Source organism: Pseudomonas sp. GG8, assembly GCF_052976945.1.
The window spans coordinates 608131-624218 of record NZ_JBRIIP010000001.1; the positions used below are offsets into that span (position 1 = coordinate 608131).

33 protein-coding genes are annotated in these 16088 nt (G+C 55.6%); 21 read left to right on the plus strand and 12 right to left on the minus strand.

What is annotated here, in order from left to right; all coding sequences use genetic code 11:
• Positions 1 to 2: 2 nt before the first annotated feature.
• From ACVBEG_RS02950 to ACVBEG_RS02985, 8 genes are all read right to left on the minus strand, one after another.
• Positions 3 to 179 carry a hypothetical protein gene (locus tag ACVBEG_RS02950; protein ID WP_447107340.1) on the minus strand — a complete coding sequence of 59 codons (177 nt, stop codon included), beginning with the start codon at positions 177 to 179 and terminating at the stop codon, positions 3 to 5.
• The gene (locus tag ACVBEG_RS02955) at positions 176 to 397 is read right to left on the minus strand and encodes a hypothetical protein (RefSeq protein WP_447107341.1); all 222 of its coding nucleotides are present in this window, start codon (positions 395 to 397) and stop codon (positions 176 to 178) included. Before ACVBEG_RS02955 ends, ACVBEG_RS02950 begins: the two co-directional genes overlap by 4 nt.
• Complete coding sequence (locus ACVBEG_RS02960) at positions 394 to 621, minus strand: hypothetical protein (RefSeq protein ID WP_447107342.1); 228 nt, start codon at positions 619 to 621, stop codon at positions 394 to 396. Before ACVBEG_RS02960 ends, ACVBEG_RS02955 begins: the two co-directional genes overlap by 4 nt.
• Before the next feature lie 232 nt (positions 622 to 853).
• Positions 854 to 1291, minus strand: coding sequence for a helix-turn-helix transcriptional regulator (locus ACVBEG_RS02965; RefSeq protein ID WP_447107343.1), 438 nt, complete (start codon positions 1289 to 1291; stop codon positions 854 to 856).
• A 638-nt stretch (positions 1292 to 1929) separates the two neighbouring features.
• On the minus strand, positions 1930 to 2115 hold the full coding sequence (locus tag ACVBEG_RS02970; RefSeq protein WP_447107344.1) for a hypothetical protein: 186 nt from the start codon (positions 2113 to 2115) through the stop codon (positions 1930 to 1932).
• Between the two features lie 28 nt (positions 2116 to 2143).
• Positions 2144 to 2476, minus strand: coding sequence for a hypothetical protein (locus ACVBEG_RS02975; RefSeq protein WP_447107345.1), 333 nt, complete (start codon positions 2474 to 2476; stop codon positions 2144 to 2146).
• Positions 2477 to 2506: 30 nt separating this feature from the next.
• Complete coding sequence (locus tag ACVBEG_RS02980; RefSeq protein ID WP_447107346.1) at positions 2507 to 2797, minus strand: hypothetical protein; 291 nt, start codon at positions 2795 to 2797, stop codon at positions 2507 to 2509.
• Positions 2798 to 2848: 51 nt separating this feature from the next.
• Positions 2849 to 3208, minus strand: a complete 360-nt coding sequence (locus ACVBEG_RS02985; protein ID WP_447107347.1) for a hypothetical protein — start codon at positions 3206 to 3208, stop codon at positions 2849 to 2851.
• 170 nt (positions 3209 to 3378) lie between these two features.
• Between ACVBEG_RS02985 and ACVBEG_RS02990 the strand changes: the two genes are divergently transcribed.
• On the plus strand, positions 3379 to 3675 hold the full coding sequence (locus tag ACVBEG_RS02990; RefSeq protein WP_447107348.1) for a hypothetical protein: 297 nt from the start codon (positions 3379 to 3381) through the stop codon (positions 3673 to 3675).
• On the opposite strand, the gene ACVBEG_RS02995 is transcribed toward ACVBEG_RS02990, so the two are convergent.
• The 3 genes from ACVBEG_RS02995 to ACVBEG_RS03005 all read right to left on the minus strand — a co-directional run bounded on the left by ACVBEG_RS02995 (position 3672) and on the right by ACVBEG_RS03005 (position 6065).
• Positions 3672 to 3845 carry a hypothetical protein gene (locus tag ACVBEG_RS02995; protein ID WP_447107349.1) on the minus strand — a complete coding sequence of 58 codons (174 nt, stop codon included), beginning with the start codon at positions 3843 to 3845 and terminating at the stop codon, positions 3672 to 3674. The genes ACVBEG_RS02990 and ACVBEG_RS02995 overlap by 4 nt on opposite strands.
• A gap of 504 nt (positions 3846 to 4349) precedes the next feature.
• Positions 4350 to 5216, minus strand: a complete 867-nt coding sequence (locus ACVBEG_RS03000; protein WP_447107350.1) for a BRO family protein — start codon at positions 5214 to 5216, stop codon at positions 4350 to 4352.
• A gap of 120 nt (positions 5217 to 5336) precedes the next feature.
• On the minus strand, positions 5337 to 6065 hold the full coding sequence (locus ACVBEG_RS03005; protein WP_447107351.1) for a helix-turn-helix domain-containing protein: 729 nt from the start codon (positions 6063 to 6065) through the stop codon (positions 5337 to 5339).
• 52 nt (positions 6066 to 6117) lie between these two features.
• Here ACVBEG_RS03005 and ACVBEG_RS03010 point away from each other — a divergent pair, with 52 nt between their 5' ends.
• From ACVBEG_RS03010 to ACVBEG_RS03080, 15 genes are all read left to right on the plus strand, one after another.
• Positions 6118 to 6330, plus strand: coding sequence for a transcriptional regulator (locus ACVBEG_RS03010; protein WP_330200443.1), 213 nt, complete (start codon positions 6118 to 6120; stop codon positions 6328 to 6330).
• 31 nt (positions 6331 to 6361) lie between these two features.
• Positions 6362 to 6553 carry a hypothetical protein gene (locus tag ACVBEG_RS03015; RefSeq protein ID WP_447107352.1) on the plus strand — a complete coding sequence of 64 codons (192 nt, stop codon included), beginning with the start codon at positions 6362 to 6364 and terminating at the stop codon, positions 6551 to 6553.
• Between the two features lie 18 nt (positions 6554 to 6571).
• Positions 6572 to 6757, plus strand: a complete 186-nt coding sequence (locus ACVBEG_RS03020) for a hypothetical protein (protein ID WP_447107353.1) — start codon at positions 6572 to 6574, stop codon at positions 6755 to 6757.
• 136 nt (positions 6758 to 6893) lie between these two features.
• Positions 6894 to 7736, plus strand: coding sequence for a Rha family transcriptional regulator (locus ACVBEG_RS03025; protein WP_447107354.1), 843 nt, complete (start codon positions 6894 to 6896; stop codon positions 7734 to 7736).
• Positions 7733 to 8161, plus strand: a complete 429-nt coding sequence (locus ACVBEG_RS03030; RefSeq protein WP_447107355.1) for a hypothetical protein — start codon at positions 7733 to 7735, stop codon at positions 8159 to 8161. Before ACVBEG_RS03025 ends, ACVBEG_RS03030 begins: the two co-directional genes overlap by 4 nt.
• Positions 8158 to 9060 carry a helix-turn-helix domain-containing protein gene (locus ACVBEG_RS03035; RefSeq protein ID WP_447107356.1) on the plus strand — a complete coding sequence of 301 codons (903 nt, stop codon included), beginning with the start codon at positions 8158 to 8160 and terminating at the stop codon, positions 9058 to 9060. Before ACVBEG_RS03030 ends, ACVBEG_RS03035 begins: the two co-directional genes overlap by 4 nt.
• Positions 9047 to 9829: a hypothetical protein gene (locus ACVBEG_RS03040; RefSeq protein ID WP_447107357.1), complete on the plus strand. Its 783-nt coding sequence runs from the start codon at positions 9047 to 9049 to the stop codon at positions 9827 to 9829. Before ACVBEG_RS03035 ends, ACVBEG_RS03040 begins: the two co-directional genes overlap by 14 nt.
• Before the next feature lie 23 nt (positions 9830 to 9852).
• The gene (locus tag ACVBEG_RS03045) at positions 9853 to 10290 is read left to right on the plus strand and encodes a hypothetical protein (protein WP_447107358.1); all 438 of its coding nucleotides are present in this window, start codon (positions 9853 to 9855) and stop codon (positions 10288 to 10290) included.
• Positions 10287 to 10445, plus strand: a complete 159-nt coding sequence (locus ACVBEG_RS03050; protein WP_447107359.1) for a hypothetical protein — start codon at positions 10287 to 10289, stop codon at positions 10443 to 10445. Before ACVBEG_RS03045 ends, ACVBEG_RS03050 begins: the two co-directional genes overlap by 4 nt.
• A complete protein-coding gene (locus ACVBEG_RS03055) occupies positions 10442 to 10726 on the plus strand; it encodes a hypothetical protein (protein WP_447107360.1) in 285 nt (94 codons plus the stop codon). The genes ACVBEG_RS03050 and ACVBEG_RS03055 overlap by 4 nt, the downstream gene beginning before the upstream one ends.
• Positions 10723 to 11616: a hypothetical protein gene (locus ACVBEG_RS03060; protein WP_447107361.1), complete on the plus strand. Its 894-nt coding sequence runs from the start codon at positions 10723 to 10725 to the stop codon at positions 11614 to 11616. The genes ACVBEG_RS03055 and ACVBEG_RS03060 overlap by 4 nt, the downstream gene beginning before the upstream one ends.
• A complete protein-coding gene (locus ACVBEG_RS03065; protein WP_447107362.1) occupies positions 11613 to 11813 on the plus strand; it encodes a hypothetical protein in 201 nt (66 codons plus the stop codon). Before ACVBEG_RS03060 ends, ACVBEG_RS03065 begins: the two co-directional genes overlap by 4 nt.
• A complete protein-coding gene (locus ACVBEG_RS03070; RefSeq protein WP_447107363.1) occupies positions 11813 to 12232 on the plus strand; it encodes a recombination protein NinB in 420 nt (139 codons plus the stop codon). Before ACVBEG_RS03065 ends, ACVBEG_RS03070 begins: the two co-directional genes overlap by 1 nt.
• Before the next feature lie 355 nt (positions 12233 to 12587).
• Entirely contained in the window at positions 12588 to 12788 is a 201-nt protein-coding gene (locus ACVBEG_RS03075) for a hypothetical protein (protein WP_447107364.1), read from the plus strand.
• Entirely contained in the window at positions 12773 to 13357 is a 585-nt protein-coding gene (locus tag ACVBEG_RS03080) for a recombination protein NinG (protein ID WP_447107365.1), read from the plus strand. Before ACVBEG_RS03075 ends, ACVBEG_RS03080 begins: the two co-directional genes overlap by 16 nt.
• 376 nt (positions 13358 to 13733) lie before the next feature.
• On the opposite strand, the gene ACVBEG_RS03085 is transcribed toward ACVBEG_RS03080, so the two are convergent.
• On the minus strand, positions 13734 to 14006 hold the full coding sequence (locus ACVBEG_RS03085) for a hypothetical protein (protein WP_447107366.1): 273 nt from the start codon (positions 14004 to 14006) through the stop codon (positions 13734 to 13736).
• Between the two features lie 162 nt (positions 14007 to 14168).
• Between ACVBEG_RS03085 and ACVBEG_RS03090 the strand changes: the two genes are divergently transcribed.
• From ACVBEG_RS03090 to ACVBEG_RS03110, 5 genes are read left to right on the plus strand one after another with little or no spacing between them, the layout of a single operon-like run.
• A complete protein-coding gene (locus ACVBEG_RS03090) occupies positions 14169 to 14480 on the plus strand; it encodes an MFS transporter (RefSeq protein WP_447107367.1) in 312 nt (103 codons plus the stop codon).
• A complete protein-coding gene (locus tag ACVBEG_RS03095) occupies positions 14477 to 14818 on the plus strand; it encodes a hypothetical protein (RefSeq protein WP_447107368.1) in 342 nt (113 codons plus the stop codon). Before ACVBEG_RS03090 ends, ACVBEG_RS03095 begins: the two co-directional genes overlap by 4 nt.
• Complete coding sequence (locus ACVBEG_RS03100; RefSeq protein ID WP_447107369.1) at positions 14815 to 15240, plus strand: cell wall hydrolase; 426 nt, start codon at positions 14815 to 14817, stop codon at positions 15238 to 15240. The genes ACVBEG_RS03095 and ACVBEG_RS03100 overlap by 4 nt, the downstream gene beginning before the upstream one ends.
• Complete coding sequence (locus tag ACVBEG_RS03105) at positions 15237 to 15827, plus strand: lysis system i-spanin subunit Rz (RefSeq protein ID WP_447107370.1); 591 nt, start codon at positions 15237 to 15239, stop codon at positions 15825 to 15827. Before ACVBEG_RS03100 ends, ACVBEG_RS03105 begins: the two co-directional genes overlap by 4 nt.
• Entirely contained in the window at positions 15824 to 16036 is a 213-nt protein-coding gene (locus ACVBEG_RS03110) for a hypothetical protein (protein ID WP_447107371.1), read from the plus strand. Before ACVBEG_RS03105 ends, ACVBEG_RS03110 begins: the two co-directional genes overlap by 4 nt.
• Positions 16037 to 16088: the final 52 nt, after the last annotated feature.

Consider the following 16088-nt stretch of genomic DNA (forward strand, 5'->3'; position numbering starts at 1 on the left):
CCTCAGTTCGGTTGGTTATCCCATTGCCGCTCAATCCGGGCAGCCTCGTCTTCGTACTCTTTGCGCTGATCGCCGGTGAATTGCAGCGGGTGAAACTCACCTTCTACCCGCCAATGCAGCTGGGCGGCCTCAGCAGGGGTAGCGTGCAAGCTATCGGCGATACTGATCCAGCCGCTCACGCCCGCACCTGATAGGCCAGCGTGCACATCCCACACAGAAACCAGCGATTGCTCCACGCCATGGCGTTCTCAATCCCAGCGATGCGAGCCTGATGCTGAGCGTCTTCCGTTGTCAGCCCCTTGAACACCATCAGCACCCGATCAGCCGGCAAGGCCATGTGCTCGGGCAGTTCTTCAATCTGCTCATCAATGAGCGACTTCACAATTGACTGACTCATCCGTACCTCCGCATCTTTTCCAATAGGGCCATCGTGTTGCGGGACTGGATAAACATCAGGCACTGGCCGTAACGCTTATGCTCCAGGCAGTCGATGGCGCCGAGGGCGTAGGCCATCTCTACCGCCATGGACGTTTCTGAGTGCAGGCTGATGTCATCGCCGCTCGCAATCAACTTGTCGATCCGTGAGTCGATCATGCCCACTGCTGTGTCGTGCCGGCTCATGGTTGAGCTCCTATTGGCGGGCAGATCGTTTCCATCTGCGCTATCACTGATTTGATTCGGGCAGATCGGCCTGCCAGCGCCTGTTCTGCATTTCGTTTGCACACGGCAGCCCACTCGGCATCGCCGCTCTCATCTAGATCGTCGCTGCCAGATCGAGGCGAGTACCGCCACCAGTCACCCCAGCCTGTATGCATTGCATGGTTCATGACTGCCTCCATCGGCGGTTATTCGGTTAGGAGTTCCGAGCGGCGAGCATGGCGTCGGCGAGCGAATATGCATGCTTGGCAAAATCCTCTGCATCCCACGTGGCCACATCTTCGCTGCTATAAGCGGAAGCGGTTGCAAGTGCTTTTGCCGCGAAGTAATCGCGAAGGGTTAGTCCCTGCAAGCCCTCATGCGCAAAGCTAGGCTCTTTAGCGTCCTTACTGGCATGACAAGCAGGAGGCTGCGAGAGAGACGCTTTCACTTCAGCGCTTGAAAGAAAGGCCTTGATGCTGCCGATGTCATATCTAGTTCGTCGCGGCCCAATCTTTAGTGGTCCGGGAAAGCCTTCTATCTTTTCCCATCGGTGGAGGGTGGCTCTGCTAATTCCAAGCGCCTCAGTAACCTCCCTTCCTGTGTCCTTATGCGTGTCAAATTTCATCATCAATTCCTCAGTTACCAAATCCATTCGTCCAGCCCTGGGCCGCTCGCTGTCTGCCGTTGGGCGCAAGGGGAGGGTTGGACGGATAGATTCGAAAGGGGTGCAAGCGCCGAGAGCTGCCCGGTATGCATCTGGACTGACCACTGTTCAGTTGAGTAGTGGTCCCGGATTCGCTTGCGGTGGTGTGGGAGTGATGCGGATGACAGGGCTCATCCTCGGGTCTGCCCTGCTGCCTCATGCTGTGCCGGCATTACCCGTTGCATGGAGGACTGCTACGTTGCATGCGCTATGCGCTCACCTGCATCGGCAGAACTTCTGTCGCCTTCTCTTGCTGCCCGTTTGCGGCTTCCGGCTGCCACACCGGTTATATTTGCTCGGGCATGCAGAGGACATTACGCAGAAGCTCTCCGATACAGCCTCCGAAGAGGTGTTCGGGCTTGCTTTTGGCTCACTGCAAGCTGGTGGTAGTAATCCCTAGTGAGACAGGGACGCCTTTCCTTGCTACCGATACCCGGCAAGGCTGGTCGAGAAATCGTCTAGTAGCTGCTGAAACAACTACCTCACAGATCGGCTCTATGGATTGACGCAGGGGGCCGACTTAACGGCTTGTACTCATCCGCATCCCAAAGCCCACTCGCTGAATGGACAGAGGTGATGCTGGCGATCTATTCAGCGGCCTCGTCAATGTTGATGACGTACCCGCCAAAGGCCTTATAGAGCGGAACATCGTGCAGGTACTCTTCAGCCAACTCCTTGCTGTTGAATATCTCGATACAGCCATCGTCTTCCTGGGTCATGCACGGAACGACAATCTTGTCTTCGCGCTCGATCAGGGCTATCCATCTGCTCATCTATTACTCCCTCTTGCCCATAGGGCGGTTATGCGGTGGCTTTGGCAATCTCGGCAGCGGCCCGAACGATGAGGCGGCGAGCCTCGGCGGCATTGCCTGCTTGGTAATTGCCAACTACTCGGTTCGCTCTTCCATCCCTGCGCCAATGCGCAATACCGGTAAATTCGTCACCATCCAAACGAAGACTGATATCCAGCTTCACGGCCAGCCGAAGCGCATCACCGTCGTCATTCAGCGCATTCCAACGAGGCCAAACCTTCGAGCCGTCGTTGATCCAGACACCGCCACCCTTGGCTATGCTTACATCGTATCCAGCAGCCCTTGCTGCCATCTCAAGCAGCTTGCGATCCTCTTCACTCATTGGCTTGCTCCGTTGTGTTGATGGGGTGGGTTAGGCGGAAGGCTGATAAACGTCTTCGCCATACTCTCTGGCGTAGGTTGCTGGGAAAGCGCCGCGAGTCCCTTTATCAACGAAGTGAAAGAAGCAGCTGTGGTCGCTGTTCCTTCCGGCTGGCACTCGCTTCACCATTTCATGGGTTGGCGTACAGACCTGAGTGCTCGTGCCGTACTCACGCAGGGCCTTCATGAACTCATGTGGATTGTGATGCCCCTTGCTCATATAGATGCGCTCGTCATCGGTGTGCACGGCTTCAATCTCAAGCGGATACACTTTGATCTTCATATCCCTTACCCCTCTATTCGTGAATGGCTGCCGGGTGAGCGGCGGCGGTGATTAATGCAGTCGCTCAAGCTGCTCTTCGACATGCCTTTCAACCATGTCGCCGATCTTGAATATGTCGTCGATTGAGTAGTGTGGGTTGCATTCGGAGCAGTGTCCGGCCACCTCAATCTCGATTGCATGCCGAACCAGCTGCTGATCACGGAAGCAAGCTGGGCACCGAACAGCTTCATTTCCAAGCGACTTGACGCTGTTAATGCAGCATTGCTCCGCATCGTCTTTCTCGTCGTGCGCGGCATCGCAGATATCGCATAGCCACACGTCGCCGACCTCTGGCCTGCAGCAATCCTCTGCGGCGTAATGTGTGCTGTGCACTTCGCTGCAGGATCCGCATTCGTAAGCTTTCTTTGGCATCTCGGTATCCTCCGTTACTTCCCGCTGCACCCGTCACCAGGTGCAGAGGTGAAATGTTCGGTGTTGGGTTTGCCTGTTTTTACAGGGCCAGGCTCCCTGTTTCCTCGCTTTCCACAGTCGATGGAAACCCATATGCTTCGGCCTCCACAGTCGAAACAAGGAATGTAGTAATGGCGAATTACATGGTTCGAGTTGAGCTTTTTAAGGCTGGAGGCGAGGACTACAGCGAGCTTCATCAAAAGATGGAAGCGCTTGGATTAAAGAGAACAGTCTTGTTCGATGACGGTAAGCCCCATGCAATGCCAACAGGTACTTACTTTGGGAGTAGTAATCTGGATCTGGAGCCACTGAGAAACAGAATCACAGCAATTTCAAATCCGCTTAGCCCATTAAAGGATGCAGCTATTTTTGTGTGTCTCGCTCAAAGCAATCATGAGCAATGGTCTGCGTTTCTATACCCTGTCTAGCTTATAGCTCCGCCTGACCCGCCTGATGCCTTCCTACCTTTTGGCATCTCGCTGACCCAATAGGCCAAATAATTCGACGCGATTGCAAAAGCCTCGTCAAAAGTGACTTTCTCGTCAGTCGATATCTCCTGAACGATTTGGCGAAACCGCTCTATCTGATCTTCGTTCATCTTCCTCTCCTGCTTTCCGCGTGGTCCTGAGTAGGGCCACCTGGAGAGCATCCGACCCACTATTGATGGGCCGGAAATCTCTGAATCTCCCTTCATCCGCTGGGATTCGCGGGGCGTATTGCTTGCCGGGTCGTTCTCGCGGTTCTGGCTTGTCGCCATCGATCAGCCGTAAAGGGTGTTCCCTTTCGTGGGCGGGCTATCTGACCCGTCTGATCGCCGGTCGCCGGTAGAGGCAATGCGGTCTGTTGGTATTTCTGTGTTACGCAGCAGGGTTAAAGAGCGAAGACCTTAATGAGGCCCTATCGCTGCTTCGGTGGTTTGTCGCTGCGATGGGGTGAATATAAGCCTGCTTATTCGTCGAGTCAATAAGGAAGCTTATATATTTTCATGGAGGCGCAAAAAAGCCCGCTCAGTCGGCGGGCTCATCTATCAGGTCAGGCGGGGAGGGCGAATCGCAGGCAATAAAAAGCCCGGTGGTTGGCCGGGCTACACGCGACTACAAATTTATTTATCCAGTCGCTTGAATTCTTTACTGGAAGCCTTCAAATCGCCCTTAACCTGCTTTAGATCGCGAGACAGCGGAAGGCTCTCCGGAGTATCACCGCTGATCTCCATCATGGTTTGCCTGACCTTTCTGCCGACAGCCTCTGCCGCTCGCTCAGCATTCTTCTGTCCGCGTATCCCTTCGTTCTCCATCTTCGCTTCCGTCTGGGTAACCCGGAAGAGATTGGCGGCTAGCTCTTGCTTGCCCATAAAATCAAGGAGGGATCTGCTTGAGTCTTTTCCTACCAACCCTTTACGATTTTTAAGGTCGGACATATTCATATTGTACAGGCCTCGGTAGCCCGCGTTTTGGAAGTACTGGTACTGCGTAACGCCAGCCCGCATCGCTACGCCGCTTAGAGTTTTCTCATGAACCGAAAGCTCGTCACGAATTAGGACTCGCTCAACATCTTCAGCTTGGTCAATATAACGCTTGAACGTCTCGGCGATAGCGGCGAAGTAGGCCTGCGCCCTAGCAACTTCTGGCTTTTTGCCGTCGCCGTTCATCGCGGTCAAATAGCACGCAAACCGAGATAGCTTGTAATCCCGCTCAATCTTTCCGTCTATCTCTCGGTCGACTTGCTGGAAATTTTCCAGGATGTCGATACCTAGGGTGGTGCAAGACGAAATAGCTTTCTGCATAGCCTTTTGAAAGTTGGCGAAGGTTTGGTAACCGATCATCTGCATGAAGTCACGGGCAAACCAGTACGTAATGCCGTTTTTACGACATAGCCCGTCGAAATGAGGGCGTGAGTCATCAAAATGGAATACGTCTTCTGCGTTCATTGGAAAGGCCAGGTCGAGTTGGTAACTCTCAATTTTACTCATACTTTGCGATCCTTGCTTTGCGTTTGTCGATTAAATTCAAAATAGCCGGCAGGCGCCGCCAACCCTACAAATCCCCTCCACCCATCCCACCTACCCGACACCGCCGCCGCGCCAGATCGGCTAGAGCCCGGTCACTTTTACATCTACCACCCGACCAATCACCTGCCACTCATCAGCATCAAGCTCAATCGTCTTATAGGCAGGATTGAGCGGGGCCAGGTACTCAGCTCCGGCGTCATAGATGTACTGCTTGAAAGTCGTCTCGCCATCCATGTGTTTTGCGATGTAGTACTTCCCGCTAATCAGATCAAAGCCTTCTGGCTGAACAAGGACGAATGTGCCCGGCAGGAAGCTAGGGCTCGAATCTGAAGTCATCGACTTCCCCTTCACTTCAAGCCAGTAGCCGCAATCCCCTGCGTTTTGATCTGAAACAAGCCACACGTCCGCATCCCCTGGATTGAAATTGTCGGGCGACTCCGCCCTGCTTCCTGCTGCAACCCAGCTTATTACCGGGTACGGAATTGACTTCCTTTGACGCAAAAACGTTGGCTTTACGTTCGATCCCTCGCGAGAAATTGCAGGATCTTCATCTGCCGTATTTCCATCGACCATTTCCCCGACATTGTCCGAAAGCCATATAGAGCTGACTCCACAGACATGGGCAATTTTTGATAAATGAACGCTTTGCAGGTTCTTTCCTGTCTCCAGTTGAGAAATTACAGGCTGCTCAACGCCAACCCTAGAAGCCAATGCCTTCTGGGTTAGGCGCGCATGAGCGCGGGCTAATTTGACGCGTTCGGCGAGTGTGCTCATGGCGTTAAATTTATAAGTTCCCTTATCTGCTTGCAAATAAGCCTCCTTCTTCATACGATATAAGCAGGCTTATCAGGAGGGCTCTCACATGACCCCCATCGAAAAGCTCGTCGAACACTTTGGCGGGCAAACCAAAACAGCTTTAGCTCTCGGCGTTTCCCAGGCCGCTGTTTCGTACTGGATGGCCGGGATTCACTTTATGAGCGCCCAAAAGGCGTTCAGGGCGGAAGAGCTTACCGGCGGGAAAGTTACCGCTCGGGAGCTTTGTGCTCGACCTCAATCATCTCTTTCAGCCGCTTAAACCAATTTCACCAAAGCAAGGAGCAACACAGATGGCCTACGACAACCCCGACCACCTACACGACAAGGCTACGAAAGTGCGTCTGGCCGAGGACGCAGACAACCTTCTGACGGCAATTGCGCTGTTCCGAAGAACACAAAAAGCAGTGTTAGCCCGCGATATTTTGGAGCGCGGCCTTAACCAAATGATGGAAGAGCTTAACGCGAAGACTGATGTGGCCTGAAGTGGCTAAGGAGGGACTGTGCCCGAAACAAAAGAGCTGGTTGTCCAGCTCGACCGAAGAGGCGAGGACAACCTGGGGCTTCTATCCAGGCTGAGAGGCATTACTCCGGAAGAGCTGGCAGCAGAGATTATCGACAAAGCATTGGATCGGATGACAAGCACCTATCCGTCACGCAGCAACGTAAAGGCGTTTCGCAAGGGCTGAATAGCCCCTGAGGGACTCAAAAGGAACTGACAGTGAAAGGCAAGACCACGAAACACCAAATAGCAGGCACAAAAAAACCGACGTTCGAGGTCGGCTTTTTGTGCAGCACTTATTGCAACATTCTGGGGCTGATTATATGCAAGTCATGACCAATAGCAATACCCCCGCCAAATCCGCGACACGTTTTCTTCAAACGCAAAACGTGTCGCGGACTATTTCCATGACCAGTCTTGAGCTTGTGGATTTTCTCAACGGTACCCGGCAGGAAATTGGGGATGGCTCGGTTTTGCGCCACGACCACTTTATGGTCAAGGTGCCAAAGGTCCTGAAAAAAGATGCCCCGAAGTTTCGGGATATCTATAAGGATGCCCAAAACCGCACTCAGGACTGCTATCGCTTCCCGAAACGCGAAGCTTGCTTGATGGCGATGTCTTACAGCTATGAGCTGCAGGCGGCCGTGTTCGACTATATGACCGAGCTTGAGTCGAAGATTGCGCAGCCCGTCGCACTTCCTTCCTACGCCGAAACCCTTCGCCTGTACGCTGACCAGATCGAGCAGACCGCAGTCCTTCAGATCGCGAACATCCAGCAGGCCAAGAAGATAGAGAGCCTTGAGCATCTATTTATGGCCGGTGAGACGCCGAGCCAGTTTGTGAAGCGCCTGAATGGTGTGAACGCACAGAAGATCAACGCGACCCTTCTTGAGCTTGGCTGGATCTACAACGCCGAGAGCGAGCCTGATCGCAGCCCTAAATACCGCACCACCTCCAAGGCCCGCAGCCAACTTCTGCTGACCGAGCGACCGCGCAAGATCGATGGCGAAGGTTTTGACAAGCCATTCATTCGTTATGACCTGCAAATGCTGGAGAGCGGCGCTACCAAGCTCCACAACCTCTATCTCGACCTGCGCCTGACTATGAAGAAGACGTGGGATCAGCAGTTCTTCTACGCCAAGTTCGCAGAGGAGGCGCCCCAGTGAGCAAAGTCATTAAGTCTCCAGCCGCAACTGAAGCTCATCCAGAGGTAATCAACGAAGCTTTTTTCGAGAAATACGCGGATGCGCCATTGCTGCTCAGGGCGTGGGAGGTCGTGAGTGATGCGCTTGAGGCTATAGATGAGGGCGTAAAGATTCGAGAGGAGGACGACACGCATGTCGGGCTTATTTCTGCCTATTGGGTTCTCAAGGTCTTGTTCCGCCGCGCCACTGGAGCCGATGTAAAGATCGCCTCAGATACGCACTGGGAATCCGTAAGGCGCGAACTGCTGAGCGGAACCGATACCCCTACAACCCCTTGCGGGAAGCCATCTAGCCATCAAGAAGAGATAACCGCTCGCAATCGGGCAATCGTTGAATTCGTGATGATGGACGATGCAGATAACCCTGATCGGGAGACGCTGCAATGAGCTTTCAAGCAATGGCATGGGCAGTCGGTCAGAAGCTGCCTACCATGCAGAAATTCGTTCTGCTGATGCTGGCAAACCGAACGAATCACGATACCGGCCGATGCGATCCGTCGCACCGGCGCATCGCTGATGACTGCGGGATGAGTCCAGCGAGCGTAAAGCGCGCAATCAAGTCACTGGTAGACGACGGATATATGTCCGTAGAAGGCCGAGTTAAGAACGGTGAAAAGCAGCCAAACCAGTATCTCCTGCATCTTGACCGGGTAGGGTCACACAGACCTAACCCCCCTGAAAATGATGGGGGGGTAGGGTCACAGGGAGCTGAGGTAGGGTCACACGGACCCGACCTTGGGTCAGAGAGACCTGAGGGGGTAGGGTCACAGGGAGCTATAAAACAGGAATCTTCTAAACAGGAAGTAAACACAGGAAGTAAACCTGAAAAGACTTCCGGATGCCTTCCGGCACCGGCATTGGTAAAACCTGCCAAGCCTCTAGTGAAAGCCAAGGCTGATCCGGTAGAGCTAGAGCGCCAAGAGGCATGCCGCAACATCTGGTCTGCATACGCTGCCGCTTACTTCCAGCGCTACAACACCGAGCCTGTTCGTAATGCCACCGTCAACGGCCAGGTCAACAACCTGCTGAAGCGCCTTGGTCGAGACGAGGCCCCAGCTGTAGCTGCCTTCTATGTCTCGATAAATGACGCCTACCTGATCCGCGCTTGTCACGATCTGGGCTCGCTGCTTGTCAAGGCAGAGGCATATCGCACCCAGTGGGCAACCGGCCGGCAGATGAACGGAACCACCGCCCGCCAACTGGAAAGCACTCAGGCCAACATGAACGCGGCCCAACAAGCCAAGGACATGATTCGTGAAGGGGGTAAGCGCAATGCTTTCCTTTGACGAAACAGCGGAACTGGCCGGGGCGATCTGCGCTACGGCTGAAACCCTGGGCCAGACCATCAGTGCCAATGCCGCAAAGCTGATGGCTGAGGATCTGTCTACTTTCGACCCGAACGATATCCAGTCCGCGCTGCGCTCATGCCGAAAGGAGTTGAGCGGCAAGCTCACTCTCGCTGCGATCCTGTCTCGCATCCAGGCAGTCGATGGCCGTCCGGGCAAGGATGAGGCGTGGGCTATCGCGCTGACCTCCAGCGACGAAACCGACACCGTTGTGATGACTGATGAAATCCAAGTCGCCCTGGGTGCCGCTCGGTCAGTCCTGAATATTGGCGACAAAGTTGGGGCTCGGATGGCCTTCATCGGAGCTTACGAAAGACTCGTCTCCAAGGCTCGTGACGAGTCGATTCCTGTCAACTGGCACGTCTCCATCGGTTTTGACGCCAATCGCCGTATCGAAGCGATCAGCGCGGCTGTGCAGATGAAACGGATCACCCAAGAGGCTGGAATTTTGTATCTGTCCGATCTCAACGTGGTTCCGGTCACTCAGGACGGCCTAGCTATCGCCGGATTGATCACTGGGAAGGTTGCCACTCCATCGCCAGAAGTTCGCGAACGGCTCAAGGCAATCAGCCAAGGATTGAAGGTCAAGGCTCGCCAGAAGGAAGCGGTGAAAGCCCATCAATCCCGACTGGTTCGCAAGGATCTTAACGACCGCATCAATCGGCAGCTCAAGGCTGCGGACGAGTATCAAGCGAGGGTTTCGCCATGAGTATCCGGATAGATCTTGAATCGATGAAAGCGCTGCTTGACGCCTGCCGCATTGAAAACTGCGCGACGGCGAAGGTATTCCGGTCCGCCGTAGACAGTCTGTTCGAAGAGTTCTCGATAGAAACCATTTCGAGCCTGATTACTGAAATCGAACGCCTGAAGAAATTTGAAGACTGGTTTACCCGTCTGGAATCCGCAACCACCGCAATCGATGAATCCTTCCGCGATGAGCGCGATCTGGCTCTCTTCAGCGTTTATTGGGCTGCGCGCCTGTACATGGTTCCGGGCGAAGTTACTGAATCCGACGACGATGAGTTTTGCGAGAAGACCATCAGAAGCGGCGCCGAGACCCTGATGGTTGGCGGAAGAAGACTTCGAGATGCAGCCGAAAAGGACGAGAAGGGCAAGCCAATCATTCCATTCGACTGGCAGTACCGGTCAAGCAAGGAGCAGTCGAAATGACCCCCGCTCAAAAATCCACAGTCTCCGAACTCCAGCTCCAAGGCTTCTCAATCACTGCCAAGCACAAGGACTTCATCGCCATGCAAAAGGGTGCAGATAACCGACTTGTGCGGGTGGACGGTAGTCAGAAGCGGGCGAGTGGGGTGAAGGCATGAGCGAATCAAAAATGCGCGAAGAGTTTGAGAAGGCCGTGGCGCTTGAGGCTGGCGAGCCGATTTTAGCTGTGTACCTGAGCCGCAGGAACGACACCTACAGCACAAGCACCCTCCATTTCGCATGGTGGGCATGGAAGCAGTCACGGGAGGCGCTGGTGATTGAGTGCCCCGAAAAATGCGAGTTCGCCGAGCCTGATGGTTCGTATCACAAAGGATATCGCCAAGGGATGCGCAGCATGGTCGACGCCATCGAAGCCGCGGGCCTGAAGGTTTCGCAATGAGCGATTACGCGAAGCTGAAGGAATTGGCTGAGGCATTCCCGGACTACGACTACGACAGTAACGAGACGCCATTCTTCAATGGCCCTTCTGGCGAGTCATTGGGTGGCGAATCTACCGGGTTCTACTGCGTGTACGGGCCGGACTTCGAAATCGAGGGCGAGCAGTACGACGGCGTAACTCTTGTCGAAGCGACAACTCTGGCTCAGGCGAAATTCATCTGTGAGGCCAAGGCTGCCGTTCTGGGGCTGACCGCCGAGAACGAGCGCCTGAAGTCTGAAATCGAAGCGTTTCAGACCGCCAATCGCGAACTCTCAGAAATCAATGTCGCCCGCCGTAACCACTTGGCTAACGCGAAGAAGGCTGCTGGCATTGAGTGGGATGACGATCTTGTTGGTGCTATCGAAGGGCTTCTCGCTACCGCAAGCATCAAGGCCGTACTTGCTGAGCTAGACGATGCGCTAGAAAACCTTGAGATCCATGGGCGTCACAGCGATCAGGGATATCGGAAGCTCAAGGATTGGTATCGCAAGATGATCCTAGCCTTCCGCGTAGTTGAGGCTCCCGTTTTCAATGTTGAGCACGGCGAGCTCGTATCGCAGAACACATGGCTTCGAAAAATCGTAGAGAGCTATGCCCAGCAGCATGCCCCACTTGAGGAAATCCCTGATTCAGATGGCTGGTCTACCAGGTTGCCGGGGTATGACCTTCCTTCACTGCTGAGGGATGCGGAGCGGTATCGCTACTCGCGGGACATCGCATATAGCGCGATTACCGAGGAGGGCCATCGGATTATCGTTGAGCTGCCTATGCCTTCTTGCCAAGCGTCCGGGGCGGGTGAGTACCTGGACATATCCATCGACGCCGCCATGGGCAAGGGAGAGCGGTCATGAGTCTCCCAACCTTCAATCCAAGCGGAATCCGGCCTTGGATGATCAAGTATCGCCTGGCCGCTCGCGTCTTCTGCATCGTGATGCTTCCGGTTTCGCCAATCGTGTTCGCTGCCGCAATCCTCTGGGAAAACCGTGGCGACTTCTCCGAAATGAAAGTGCTCGCCAAGGCAGCTTTCCTGCCGTGGAAGGTGAAGTAATGGCTGACCTCATGCTCCGCAACGAATCCGACCGCACCCGGGTAATCGGCTACCTGCATAGCGTTGACCTGACCAAACCCAAGAAGCTGAGCATCAAGGACGAAGACCGCAGCGGCGAGCAGAACAAGTATCTGCATGCACTGCTCGGCGATATCGCGGGTCAAGTCGAGCACGCCGGGAAGAAATGGGACGTCCTGATCTGGAAGCGCCTGCTGACGGCCGCATGGCTGCGCGAGGAGGGCGATCAGCCGCAGATGATCCCAGCTATCGACGGTCACGGCTTCGACGTCATCTACGAGCGCACAAGCAAGCTCAGCGTGAAGCAGTGCGCCAGCTTGATCGAGTGGGTTCAGGCATTCAGCGCTGAGCACCAGGTACGGCTGACGGCGAAAGATCATTGGGGTGGCCGATATGACTAACTTCGCAGAGGCCCTCATTCGGGTCGCAATCCGCCTCATCGTCTTTGCCGAGTGCGCTTATCAGATGCCGGTTACTCCGGCTGAGTTTCAGATGGGGGTGGGGTTGTGAGCTCAAAAATCTTTCCGCCGATCATTCTCACTCTGGTGATAGCTCTCTTCGCGGTGCTTGCGCAAGCAGGGATCAACCCTCAAGACGCAACCGCCTCGTTTTGGTCCGTAGTCGCCGTATCGGTCGCAATGGCGCTCGTTTGCTGGCTTTGGGGGAGTGACGCATGAACGACTTCACCTTTATCGACTTCATGCAGGCCCTGACCCTGCTGATCATGTTTTCGTGGTTCTGTTTGGAGAGGCAGTCATGAGCGGCTACCTCATCAAAAACACGGCCGGGGCAGTTGATCGCTTCCACGTTTACCGCCCAGGCGAGACTGCTCCAGCGTTCATGCTGCCGACAATTACCGAGGCGCTGGACATCGTAGCTCTGGATCGTGCCCAACCAGTGCCACTGAATCGCTGCGTGGGATGCGTAGAAGGGGAATGCCCATGCTTGCCTCAGTGAAGGTGCGAAAGGCCAAGAAGTGCCGCGTGGATTCGTGCGGGGCCTCATTCGTCCCCACGCGCCTAGGTCAGGCAGTTTGCAGCCCGGCCTGCGCGATTAAGGATGCGCCTGCCAATCGGGACAAGGCGCACAAGGCCTTGGCTGATGTCGGGCGCAAAGAGCTCAAGGTTCGCAAGGAGGGGCTGAAGAGTAGGGCGGATCACATGAAGGATACCCAGACGGCATTCAACGCCTGGGTGCGTGAGCGGGATGCATTGCTCCCGTGTGTCAGCTGTGGTCGCCACCACCAGGGAAAATATGACGCTGGGCACTATCGGACAGTGGGGAGCAATCCCGCGCTTCGCTTCGAGCCGCTGAACTGCCACCGCCAGTGCTCGCCGTGCAATACCAGGCTATCCGGGAATCTCGTCAACTACCGGGTCGAGTTGGTACGCAGGATTGGCATCGAGCAGGTTGATTGGCTGGAAGGGCCGCATGAACCGAAGAGGTACACCGTTGAAGAGTTGAAAGCGATGACGGCCGATTACCGGGCAAGAGCTCGAGACATTAAGCGCGCAGCAAATCAATAAATCTGGGAGCGCCTGCTATGCCCGAGCAAATGACGTTTGAGTTGCCGAGCCAGCCAGTCCGGCCACGTCTTCGTATCGTACCTCGGGAGCGGGCCGATTTAGGGCCTCAGCCAGAACAGCTATGGATTGATTTCACGGAGCCCGCTCTGGCTATGGCCGTCCGGATACCGCGTCAGCCGATCCGAAGCACAATCTGCGCAGGTGCCACGCTGATAACCAGGGACGGGATAATGCTCCCGGCTGCGGAGTGGGCTGCACGGCTCGGGCTGAAATGGCAGACAGTGAAAATGCGCAGGCTGCGCGGGGATAACTGGTCAGATGCGCTGGCCCCAGAGTTGAGGCGCAGCACCTTTATGTCAGGCTGGAAGATGCACGGTTAACGCCAGACGTGTAGCACCTTATCGCCATGGCCTTCGTCCACGGCCCGACGCTTCAACTCCTGCAATAGCACCAGCATGCGATCGATGCCCTCGGCGCTCAGCGCGCCGCCGATGACGGCATTCTCGGTCTTGCCGCTCAGCGAGATCACCAGCAACGCATCAGGCGGATTGGTGCTCATCGCTTCGTCCGCCAGCGCCATCACTTCAGTAATTGCCATGTACTCGGAATCGCGCGTCGATCCGATATCTGATTTCGTTTTGCTAGTCATTGGAATTGCCCCATTGGTTGAGAGGCCAGTCCATGTGACTGAGTTCGCGCGCGCAAGGCTTGTGGTGGCTATTGAGTCACATAGGCTCGGTTCAACGATGAAACCTGCCTCAAGGGCCGACGATGATCACCAAACCCAGCACCGCATCAGCAGAGGTCGAACATGGAGTTCAATAGGGCTTCCGTCTGGCTCGCCGGGCTGATTGGTGCCCTGATTTCGAGCTGGTGGCATAAAGATGATCTGGCCGATAAAAAGGCCTGGCTGATCTTTGTCACGTCAGGCGCATGCAGTGCGCTCTATCTGACGGGCATGGTCAGTTCCTACTTAGGTATCACTGATCCCAACAACGTTGCCGGTGTCGGCTTCCTGCTGGGCACCTTTGGTGGGTCTCTGATGGCCGCCATCAACCGCATGATAAAAGCCGCCGATCTCTGGTCTTTGATCAAGGCGAGATTCGGGGGAGGCTCCCCATGACTCTCGAAATCCTGAGTACGACCTGCATTGGCCTGATCGCGGCCTGGGCTACATGGTGCGTACTAAGCCGCAAGGTGAACGATGGCGTGGTGGGCAAGATCATCTTCGCTGCCATCGCGCTCGCTGGTTACGCCATGGTCATCCGCACCGAAAGTACCTTTTTCACGCCAACCGTTGCGGGGGTGACCTTTCATGCCGCCCTGGCCCTGGCCGGCGTCCGCCACTACGTCATGGTTAACCACTGGCCGAGCATCAAGGCGGTGATCTGCCGCTATCTGCATTGCGAAAGTTGCCTGAATGAACCGCTCAAAACTGAGCAACGGGAGTCACGTAAATGAGCGCATCACCAGCTGATATAGAGATCCTTGCCCGAACACTTTGGGGTGAGGCACGTGGCGAAGGGCTCTCCGGGATGATCGCCGTGGGCTGGTCTATCCGAAACAGGGTGAACGACGGAAAGGACAAATCTTGGTGGGGTGAAGGCTACGCCGGCGTGTGCCAAGCGCCGTGGCAATACAGCTGCTGGAACAAGAACGACCCCAATTACCCATTTCTCAGCGGCGCGCGCCCGATCCCGGCTGGTGAGATGTCCGCCGCCCGTCAAGCCGCCACCACGGCTATCGAGAGCCCCGGTCCAGATCCCACCGGTGGTGCAACTCACTATTACGCTACCAGCATGCCCAAACCGCCCGCATGGGCCGCCGCCGCGACGCAGACACTCGCGCTCGGCCATCACATCTTTTTCAGGAACGTGCCATGAACGAAGTCGCGTTGAAGTGGATCGGCTTCGCCGTCCTTGCCCTGGTTCTGATCGGTATCGGCGCGGCAGGTGCATGGCAATGGCAGGCCAACAGCTACATGGCGATCATCAAGACCAACGAGGCAAATCATCAGGCGGACTTGACCGCAATCGCCAATGCCGGCGCCGCACAGGCCCGGCAAGCGCTGGGCAAACAGAAAGACGCTGAGCAGGCGCTTGCCACCCTCGACACGAAAGCTACCCAGGAGAAGGCTGATGCCCTCGCTGAAAACGAAACGCTGCGCTCTCAACTCACCGGCACACAGGCTGACAACGACCGTCTGCGCGGCGACGTTGCTGCTGGTGATCGCCGGTTGCGCATCGCCGGTCGCTGCCCCGCAAGTAATACCGGTGGCGGCAACCTGTCCTCTCCCTCCAGCACCACCGGCCTGGGCGATGCAGCCACCGTCGAAATCTCTGCAGCAGCTGGACAAACTGTTTTCGATATCCGCGCCGGGATCATTGCTGATCAAGCAGCCCTGAGGATATTGCAGGATTACGCGACCAACGTCTGCCAAGGCGCCCCCGCCGCAGGTAACGCCCAATGAACTGGTTCAAAACCCTGCTCGCTAAATTTGCGGGCTCACGCCATATCGAGGAAATCGCCATGCCTGAAGTTGATGCAGCTACCGCAGTAATTCCAGTCTCCCCGACAGAGTTGAACACCGACACGCTCAAGGCTCTGCTCTTGGCTCTCGGCCATGACGTCGAAGCTGATTGGGAGCACTTGGTCGCGCTGGCCAAGAAAGCAATCTGAAATCCGCGCCACGTTCGGAGTTATCGCGAAACGTGGCGCGCCGTACAACTCG

Excerpts from the sequence above, each read along its gene's own strand:
- ACVBEG_RS02955 (WP_447107341.1), bottom strand. The coding sequence starts at position 397 with ATGAGTCAGTCAATTGTGAAGTCGCTCATTGATGAGCAGATTGAAGAA.
- ACVBEG_RS02960 (WP_447107342.1), bottom strand. The coding sequence starts at position 621 with ATGAGCCGGCACGACACAGCAGTGGGCATGATCGACTCACGGATCGAC.
- ACVBEG_RS02965 (WP_447107343.1), bottom strand. The coding sequence starts at position 1,291 with ATGGATTTGGTAACTGAGGAATTGATGATGAAATTTGACACGCATAAG.
- ACVBEG_RS02970 (WP_447107344.1), bottom strand. The coding sequence starts at position 2,115 with ATGAGCAGATGGATAGCCCTGATCGAGCGCGAAGACAAGATTGTCGTT.
- ACVBEG_RS02975 (WP_447107345.1), bottom strand. The coding sequence starts at position 2,476 with ATGAGTGAAGAGGATCGCAAGCTGCTTGAGATGGCAGCAAGGGCTGCT.
- ACVBEG_RS02980 (WP_447107346.1), bottom strand. The coding sequence starts at position 2,797 with ATGAAGATCAAAGTGTATCCGCTTGAGATTGAAGCCGTGCACACCGAT.
- ACVBEG_RS02985 (WP_447107347.1), bottom strand. The coding sequence starts at position 3,208 with ATGCCAAAGAAAGCTTACGAATGCGGATCCTGCAGCGAAGTGCACAGC.
- ACVBEG_RS02990 (WP_447107348.1), top strand. The coding sequence starts at position 3,379 with ATGGCGAATTACATGGTTCGAGTTGAGCTTTTTAAGGCTGGAGGCGAG.
- ACVBEG_RS02995 (WP_447107349.1), bottom strand. The coding sequence starts at position 3,845 with ATGAACGAAGATCAGATAGAGCGGTTTCGCCAAATCGTTCAGGAGATA.
- ACVBEG_RS03000 (WP_447107350.1), bottom strand. The coding sequence starts at position 5,216 with ATGAGTAAAATTGAGAGTTACCAACTCGACCTGGCCTTTCCAATGAAC.
- ACVBEG_RS03010 (WP_330200443.1), top strand. The coding sequence starts at position 6,118 with ATGACCCCCATCGAAAAGCTCGTCGAACACTTTGGCGGGCAAACCAAA.
- ACVBEG_RS03015 (WP_447107352.1), top strand. The coding sequence starts at position 6,362 with ATGGCCTACGACAACCCCGACCACCTACACGACAAGGCTACGAAAGTG.
- ACVBEG_RS03025 (WP_447107354.1), top strand. The coding sequence starts at position 6,894 with ATGCAAGTCATGACCAATAGCAATACCCCCGCCAAATCCGCGACACGT.
- ACVBEG_RS03035 (WP_447107356.1), top strand. The coding sequence starts at position 8,158 with ATGAGCTTTCAAGCAATGGCATGGGCAGTCGGTCAGAAGCTGCCTACC.
- ACVBEG_RS03040 (WP_447107357.1), top strand. The coding sequence starts at position 9,047 with ATGCTTTCCTTTGACGAAACAGCGGAACTGGCCGGGGCGATCTGCGCT.
- ACVBEG_RS03045 (WP_447107358.1), top strand. The coding sequence starts at position 9,853 with ATGAAAGCGCTGCTTGACGCCTGCCGCATTGAAAACTGCGCGACGGCG.
- ACVBEG_RS03050 (WP_447107359.1), top strand. The coding sequence starts at position 10,287 with ATGACCCCCGCTCAAAAATCCACAGTCTCCGAACTCCAGCTCCAAGGC.
- ACVBEG_RS03055 (WP_447107360.1), top strand. The coding sequence starts at position 10,442 with ATGAGCGAATCAAAAATGCGCGAAGAGTTTGAGAAGGCCGTGGCGCTT.
- ACVBEG_RS03060 (WP_447107361.1), top strand. The coding sequence starts at position 10,723 with ATGAGCGATTACGCGAAGCTGAAGGAATTGGCTGAGGCATTCCCGGAC.
- ACVBEG_RS03065 (WP_447107362.1), top strand. The coding sequence starts at position 11,613 with ATGAGTCTCCCAACCTTCAATCCAAGCGGAATCCGGCCTTGGATGATC.
- ACVBEG_RS03070 (WP_447107363.1), top strand. The coding sequence starts at position 11,813 with ATGGCTGACCTCATGCTCCGCAACGAATCCGACCGCACCCGGGTAATC.
- ACVBEG_RS03075 (WP_447107364.1), top strand. The coding sequence starts at position 12,588 with ATGAGCGGCTACCTCATCAAAAACACGGCCGGGGCAGTTGATCGCTTC.
- ACVBEG_RS03080 (WP_447107365.1), top strand. The coding sequence starts at position 12,773 with ATGCTTGCCTCAGTGAAGGTGCGAAAGGCCAAGAAGTGCCGCGTGGAT.
- ACVBEG_RS03085 (WP_447107366.1), bottom strand. The coding sequence starts at position 14,006 with ATGACTAGCAAAACGAAATCAGATATCGGATCGACGCGCGATTCCGAG.
- ACVBEG_RS03090 (WP_447107367.1), top strand. The coding sequence starts at position 14,169 with ATGGAGTTCAATAGGGCTTCCGTCTGGCTCGCCGGGCTGATTGGTGCC.
- ACVBEG_RS03095 (WP_447107368.1), top strand. The coding sequence starts at position 14,477 with ATGACTCTCGAAATCCTGAGTACGACCTGCATTGGCCTGATCGCGGCC.
- ACVBEG_RS03100 (WP_447107369.1), top strand. The coding sequence starts at position 14,815 with ATGAGCGCATCACCAGCTGATATAGAGATCCTTGCCCGAACACTTTGG.
- ACVBEG_RS03105 (WP_447107370.1), top strand. The coding sequence starts at position 15,237 with ATGAACGAAGTCGCGTTGAAGTGGATCGGCTTCGCCGTCCTTGCCCTG.
- ACVBEG_RS03110 (WP_447107371.1), top strand. The coding sequence starts at position 15,824 with ATGAACTGGTTCAAAACCCTGCTCGCTAAATTTGCGGGCTCACGCCAT.